We start from the raw sequence: 6,448 nt of genomic DNA, 5'->3' as shown, positions 1-6,448 counted from the left end.
GCCCGCCGCAACGCTTGCGGCGGGCCCTCGGGCATTTCCGTACCGGCCCCAGGAGGCCCGTGAGCGGCTTCAGGAGTGCCGCAGCTCCGGCGGCGGGGTGCGCTTGGCGTCCATGTCGTCCACCCGCACCAGGCTCCCCCAGACGGCCATCCGGTAGCGCGAGGTGTACACCGGCGTGCAGGTGGTCAGGGTGATGTAGCGGCCGGGAGCGGCGTAGCCGGAGCGGGCCGGGACGGGTGCCACGATGCCGGTGTCGTACTTGGACGTCTCCGCCAGGGTGTTGTCGACCTTGTAGACGTACCACTTGTCCTTGGTCTCGACCACGACCGCGTCGCCCTGGTGGACGGCGTCCAGGTCGTGGAACTTGGCGCCGTGGCCGTCCCGGTGGGCGGCCAGCGCGAAGTTGCCCTGCTGGTCCCAGGGCATCGCGGCCTTGTACGGCTGCTCGTAGACGCCCGCCACGCCGTCGTCCAGGACCTCGGCGGAGGTGCCCATCCGGATCAGCACCTGGTAGCCCCGGCCCATCGCCGGGACGTGCAGGAAGCCGACGTCGTCCCCGGCCGCGAACTGCTTGGTCGGGGGCACGGGCGCGGGCCCGGTGCCGGTGCCGGTGCCGGTGGCATCGGGCGCGCCGGGGGCCGGGGTCGCGCCGGGTGCGGCCGGGGGGCCGGGGTCCGGGCCCGCGCCCCAGCTGCTGCGCAGCCGGTCGGCGGCGGCCGAGGCCGAGCGGTCGGCCTGCACGTTGGTCCACCACAGCGAGTAGGCCACGAACAGGCCGAGCACCAGGCCCAGCGTGATCAGCAACTCGCCGAAGACCCCGAGCGCGGCCAGCGCCCGGCTCCGTCCCCGCCCGGCCCGCGGCTCGGGCGGCGGGAAGGCCTCCTGCGCCGGTTCGGCCGACTGCGCGGTCTCGTCCTGCATCTGCGGTGCTCCCCCTCCGGGCCGGGCGGCCGGGCGGCTATCCGCCCGTGATCGCGGCCGGCTTGCCCTGGGCACGCGGCCGTTCCTCGATCATCTTGCCAAAGACGATGAGACGGAACTTGGAGGTGAACTCCGGCGTACAGGTGGTCAACGTGATGTAGCGGCCGGGACCGGCGTACCCGGCGCCGTTCGGCACCGGCTTGATCACGCTCACGTTGTTGGGGGAGGTCTCCGGGATGCCCCCGGTGACCTCGTAGGTGTAGTAGCCGGCGGCGGTCTCCACCACGATCTTGTCGCCCTTGCCGAGCTGGTTGATGTACCGGAACGGCTCGCCGTGGGTGTTGCGGTGGGCGGCCAGCGCGAAGTTGCCCGCCTTGTCGCCCGGCATCCCGGTGCCGGTGTAGTGGCCGACCAGGCCGTTGTCGAGCACCGCCGACTTGGAGGTGCCCTCGGCGATCGGGAACTTCAACCCCAGCTTGGGCAGGTAGATGATGGCGAAGCCCTTGCCGGGCTCGAACACCTCGGGCTTGTTCGGGTCCGGGGCCGGCCGGCCCGGCTGTGCGGGCGGGGCAGCCGCGTTGAACTGCTGCTCCAGCTGGTTGCGGGCCCCGTCGGCGGCCTCGTCGGCCTGCACGTTGGTCCACCAGAGCTGGTACGCGACGAAGAGCAGCATCACCAGGCCGAGCGTGATGCACAGCTCGCCGACGCCCCGGGCGGCCACCACGAGCACGGACTCCCTGGGGCGCACCCGCCCGGCGGCGCGGCCGCCCGCCCGGCGCCGGCCGCTGCCCGAACGCAGCGAGGTGCGGCCCTGGGCGGCGCGGCGGCGCTCGGCCCGGCCGCCGGTGGGGGCCGGTTCGGCGGCCGGCGCGCCGTCGACGAGGGGCAGCCGCAGCTGGAGGGTCTGGTCAGGCAGCCAGGGGTACTCGGGCCCGTCCACGAGGGGTTCCTGGGCCTGCTCGTACACGCCCCAGGCGTCCTCGGGCACGGTCTGAACCGGGAAGCCCTGCTGGTACGACACGCCGCCGGTGCCGTCGTCCTGGCCCGGGTACCGGGGCCCGCCGTACTGCTGCACGGTGCCGTACGGGTCCGCCTCCGGCTGGAAACGCCCCTCCGGACGCAGCGCGGTCACGCCGGTCAGCCCCGGCCGATCACCGGGGCGAGCCCGGCCGACCGGTCGACCGCCTGCGGGAAGCCGCACTCCGCGAGCCAGTTGGCGAGCATCCGGTGCCCGCCCTCGGTGAGCACCGACTCGGGGTGGAACTGCACGCCCTCGACCGGCAGTTCACGGTGCCTCAGGCCCATGATCACGCCGCTCCCGGTGCGCGCGGTGACCACCAGTTCGGCCGGCACGGTGGCCGGTTCGACCGCGAGCGAGTGGTAGCGGGTCGCGGTCAGCGGCGAGGGCAGGCCCTCGAAGACCCCGCCGTCCTCGTGCTCGACCGGCGAGGTCTTGCCGTGCAGCAGCTCGGGCGCCCGGCCGACCACCGCACCGTACGCGGCCGCGATCGACTGGAGCCCCAGGCAGACGCCGAACACCGGCAGGCCGATCCGCGCGCAGTGGTGCACCATCTCGATGCAGACCCCGGCCTCCTCCGGGGCACCGGGGCCGGGGGAGAGCAGCACCCCGTCGAAGCCCTCCGCACCGGAGCGGCGTACGGCGTGTTCGACGGTCACCTCGTCGTTGCGCACCACCTCGCAGGTGGCGCCGAGCTGGTACAGGTACTGGACCAGGTTGAAGACGAAGCTGTCGTAGTTGTCCACCACCAGGATGCGGGGCGGGGTGGTCGGCTGGGTCGTCATGCGCGCGTGGTCTCCGTGGGGTGCGGTGCTGGAAGGGAGTTCCGGGCCCGCCGGCTCAGCCGGCCGCGGCACCGTCGCCGCCGTCCACTGTGACGTCGCCGAAGGGGAGCAGCGGTTCCGCCCACGGGAAGACGTAGGTGAAGAGGAGGTACACGGTCCCCACGACGAGGAGCAGCGAGATGAGGGCCCGGACCAGGGTGTTCCCCGGGAGGTGACGCCAGATCCAGCCGTACATGGTGCTCCCTCGACGTAGCGGACTGGGTTAAAGAGTAGACCCGCCGTCCACGGCTGCGGGGCAGGTCCGCTACTGCTGGCCGCCCGCCGACCGCAGTTCGGTGGTGCCGGAGTACCCGGGCAGGGTCAACTCGCCGCTCTCCTGGACCTTCCAGCCCAGCCCGTAGGCCTGGACGTACTGGAGGTAGTTGCGGATCGTCGGGTCCGCCTCGACGGCCGAGCGCAGGGCGTCGGTCCGCCCTACCGCCTTGACCACGTACGGCGGGGAGTAGACCCGGCCCTGGAGCAGCAGGGTGTTGCCGACGCAGCGGACGGCGCTGGTGGAGATCAGTCGCTGGTCCATCACCTGCACGCCCTCGGCGCCGCCCCGCCACAGCGCGTTGACCACGGCCTGGATGTCCTGCTGGTGGATGACCAGGTCGTTGACGCCGGGCTCGGGCACCCCGGGGATGCGCGCGGTGGCGTTCGGCGGCGCGTCGTTGAGGGTGACGGTCAGGCCGCCGCCCTGGAGCGGCTCCAGGGCCGCACCGGAGCGCAGGCCGTCCAGCCGCGCGGCGTCGGCGGGGTCGTGGCCCTGCTGCTCGGTGAGCTGCTGGGCGCGGGTCTGGAGGTCGGCGAGCTGGGACTGCTCCTGCTGGTTCTGCCCGCTGCGCTGGCGGATCACGTCACCGAGGCTGAGCAGCGAGTTGTCGGTCCGCAGGTCCGTGCCGCGGGCGGTCTGCGCGCTGATGTAGAAGAGCAGGCCGGCGAGCGCGAAGACGGCACAGGTCAGGGCACGTCCGACAATTCGGGTACCGGAGCGGCGGGTACGGGCCGTCTCAGGGGGAATCGACAAATTAGTCACCGTACCCTTATCTCCTCAAGACCCTCCGACCCACTACGCTAACGGACGCCGGTGGCATGTGGCGGAGCGGTCCCCAGGGCGTTCTCCACAGCCGGCCCGGCCGATTCCACCCGCTGCACGCCCGCGCGGTCTCACAGCGCATCGACAGGAGAGCTCCTCGTGCCGAAGTCTCGACTCCGCAAGAAGTCCGACTACACCCCGCCGACCACGGCCGCGGTGAAGATCAGTTCGGGCCGCAGTTGGGTCGCGCCGCTGATGCTGGCACTGTTCCTGATCGGCCTGGTGTGGATCGTCACCTACTACGTGACCAGTGGCACCTACCCGGTCGAGAGCTGGCGGAACTGGAACATCCTGGTCGGCTTCGGCTTCATCGCCGCCGGGTTCGGCGTCTCCACCCAGTGGAAGTGACGGCCCGCCCGTCCTGAGGCTCTGATTCGAGCCGTTCTCCGCCGCTTCGGATCGCTCGTCCCGGGGCGGCGGTCGGGCGTGCCCGGAGCCGGGCGGGGATCCGGGCGGTTGTCCCGATCATCGGACCGTCACGCTTATCCACATGGTTATCCACACTGGGGAAAAGTCTCCCCAGCCTGTGGATAACCTCCCCGGCCGGGGCCGTCCACAGCTGTGCACAACCCCCGGAGAATGGGAAATCCGCACAGCAGGACACGCGTAGAACAGCAGTCCACAACCAGCGGGCCGCACAGCCTGTGCACAACCCCGCACCCGCTGTGGACAAACGTCCGGGGTCAGGCCCCGTAGAGCGCCATCCCGGTCAGCAGCATCCCCGCCTCGACCGCCAGGGCGCCCGCCACCGCCAGCGCCTGGACCAGGCCGCGGCGCTCGCGCGGGGCGTACATCAGGCCGGCCGCGGTCAGCACGCCGAGCACCAGCCCGCCGACGTGCGCGCGCCAGTCGATGTTCGGGCGGGAGAAGGTGACGATCAGGTTGAAGACCAGGAACGCCATCGCCGGGCCGAGCGGGCCCTTGTTCCGCAGCTGCATCACGATCGTGGCGCCGATCAGCCCGAAGACCGCGCCGGAGGCGCCCACCGAGTTCATCCAGTCGCCGGCCACCAGGAAGGCGAAGGTGCTGCCGCCCAGGGCGGAGAGCAGGTAGAGGGCCAGGAAGCGCAGCCGGCCGAGCGCCTCCTCCAGCGAGGGGCCGAGCCAGAACAGCACCAGCATGTTCGTCCCGACGTGCCACCACTCCAGGTGCAGGAAGGCCGCGGTCAGCAGTCGGTACCACTGGTCCGGGCCGTCCGCGACGCCCGCCGGGCCGCCGAGGATGTCCCGCCCGGCGCTGAGCAGCGACCAGGTCTGGCCCAGCCGCGGGGTGAGCACGTAGGCCGCCAGCACCCAGACCACGATGTTGAGCCCGATCAGCACCCGGGTGACCAGCCCGCCGTCGGCGGCAAGGGCCCCACCGAAGCGGGTGGTCGCCTGCCGGGACCCGGCGTGGCCGCTGCCGACGCACTCCGGGCACTGGAAGCCCACCGAGGCGGTCACCATGCACTGCGGGCAGATCGGCCGCTCGCAGCGGGTGCAGGAGACCCCGGTCGGGGTCTGCGGGTGCCGGTGGCAGCCGGGCAGTCCGGCCTCCGGGGACCGATCGGCCGACGGCCGCGGCTCGTCCGGGAGCATCAGCGGTGTCCCCTTCCCGTACACGACCTCCGAAACCGCCAGCCTACTGCCGCGCCCCCGTTCCCGGACCGGCTCCCCCACATCCGCCCGCCCCGCAGGGGCCCGGCCCTCGGCCCTTCCCCGGCACGCCCTCACCACCCGCCCGCACCACGGAGCCCCGCGTACGGCCCACTCCGACATGCTTCCGGACAAATCAGGGTGCATGATCAGCATTCAGGTGGATATGTGCATAAAGGACGCCACCCAGGAGGAGAGACTCGTGAGCTTCACGGATTCGGCCCGAGAGACGGCCACCAGGACCCGGGACACCGCCGCACACTTCGCGGACGGCGCCAGACAGCGCCTCGGCCCGGCCTTGGACGCCGTCGGTCCGAAGGCCGCGCTGGCCGCCCACAATCTCCGGGTCCAGTACGACAGACATCTCGCCCCGCAGTTCGGACACGTCTTCGCCAGCCTGCCGCCGGAGGCCCAGCAGAACGTCCTGAAGGCCCTCCACCGGGCCCAGGAGGCCGCCCTGGCGGCCCGCCTGTCCGCCGCCCGGGCCACGGACCAGACCCGCGCCACCGTCGGCCCCAGGATCGCCCATGCGGTCGAGGAGGCCCGCGCCACCGTCGTCCCGGTGGCGCAGGAGGCCCAGGCGCGCGGCGCCGCCGCGCTGACCGCCCTCCACGGCAACGTCAGCTCGGCCGAGATCAGCGAGCTGGCCGCCCGGAACGCCCGGAAGGAGCACTGCAACCGCCTGGCCGCCGGCCTCGCCGTGGCCGGCCTGCTGGCGATCGGCGGCGGCATCGTGGCCTGGGAGTGGTGGCGTCGGCACAGCAACCCGGAGTGGCTGGTCGAGCCCCCGACCGGGCAGGAGTCCCGGCCGGCCGACGCGCACCCGGCGTCCGCCCCGGTGAACGGCTCCGAGTCGGACGCCACCGCCGAGCCGAGGGACGGGGGCCCGGCGGACGAGAACGACGGCCCCGCCGGCGAGGACGGCCCGAAGCCGCACTGACCATCCGGAAAC

General features: G+C 72.7%; 8 protein-coding genes. 2 read left to right on the top strand and 6 right to left on the bottom strand.

The genetic code is table 11. The features are described 5' to 3' along the window. Positions 1–69 precede the first annotated feature (69 nt). From ACFU7Y_RS37680 to ACFU7Y_RS37660, 5 genes are all read right to left on the bottom strand, one after another. A complete protein-coding gene (locus ACFU7Y_RS37680; RefSeq protein ID WP_380771049.1) occupies positions 70–921 on the bottom strand; it encodes a class E sortase in 852 nt (283 codons plus the stop codon). A 37-nt stretch (positions 922–958) separates the two neighbouring features. After that, positions 959–2,053 (bottom strand): class E sortase, encoded by a 1,095-nt coding sequence (locus tag ACFU7Y_RS37675; RefSeq protein WP_380771048.1) that lies wholly within the window; start codon positions 2,051–2,053, stop codon positions 959–961. Between the two features lie 5 nt (positions 2,054–2,058). Further along, positions 2,059–2,724: an aminodeoxychorismate/anthranilate synthase component II gene (locus tag ACFU7Y_RS37670; protein ID WP_224283166.1), complete on the bottom strand. Its 666-nt coding sequence runs from the start codon at positions 2,722–2,724 to the stop codon at positions 2,059–2,061. Positions 2,725–2,779: 55 nt separating this feature from the next. Further along, positions 2,780–2,959 (bottom strand): hypothetical protein, encoded by a 180-nt coding sequence (locus tag ACFU7Y_RS37665; RefSeq protein WP_224283165.1) that lies wholly within the window; start codon positions 2,957–2,959, stop codon positions 2,780–2,782. A gap of 69 nt (positions 2,960–3,028) precedes the next feature. Continuing rightward, positions 3,029–3,793, bottom strand: a complete 765-nt coding sequence (locus tag ACFU7Y_RS37660) for a DUF881 domain-containing protein (protein ID WP_380771047.1) — start codon at positions 3,791–3,793, stop codon at positions 3,029–3,031. Between the two features lie 168 nt (positions 3,794–3,961). Here ACFU7Y_RS37660 and crgA point away from each other — a divergent pair, with 168 nt between their 5' ends. Then, the gene (crgA, locus tag ACFU7Y_RS37655; protein ID WP_224283164.1) at positions 3,962–4,210 is read left to right on the top strand and encodes a cell division protein CrgA; all 249 of its coding nucleotides are present in this window, start codon (positions 3,962–3,964) and stop codon (positions 4,208–4,210) included. A 335-nt stretch (positions 4,211–4,545) separates the two neighbouring features. On the opposite strand, the gene ACFU7Y_RS37650 is transcribed toward crgA, so the two are convergent. Further along, complete coding sequence (locus ACFU7Y_RS37650; protein ID WP_224283163.1) at positions 4,546–5,439, bottom strand: rhomboid family intramembrane serine protease; 894 nt, start codon at positions 5,437–5,439, stop codon at positions 4,546–4,548. Positions 5,440–5,698: 259 nt separating this feature from the next. Here ACFU7Y_RS37650 and ACFU7Y_RS37645 point away from each other — a divergent pair, with 259 nt between their 5' ends. Beyond that, complete coding sequence (locus ACFU7Y_RS37645; RefSeq protein WP_380771046.1) at positions 5,699–6,436, top strand: DUF5324 family protein; 738 nt, start codon at positions 5,699–5,701, stop codon at positions 6,434–6,436. The last annotated feature ends 12 nt before the right edge of the window (positions 6,437–6,448 follow it).

This window comes from Kitasatospora sp. NPDC057542, from assembly GCF_042801945.1.
GTDB lineage: Bacteria > Actinomycetota > Actinomycetes > Streptomycetales > Streptomycetaceae > Kitasatospora.
This window is presented reverse-complemented; position numbering and strand designations above follow the sequence as displayed.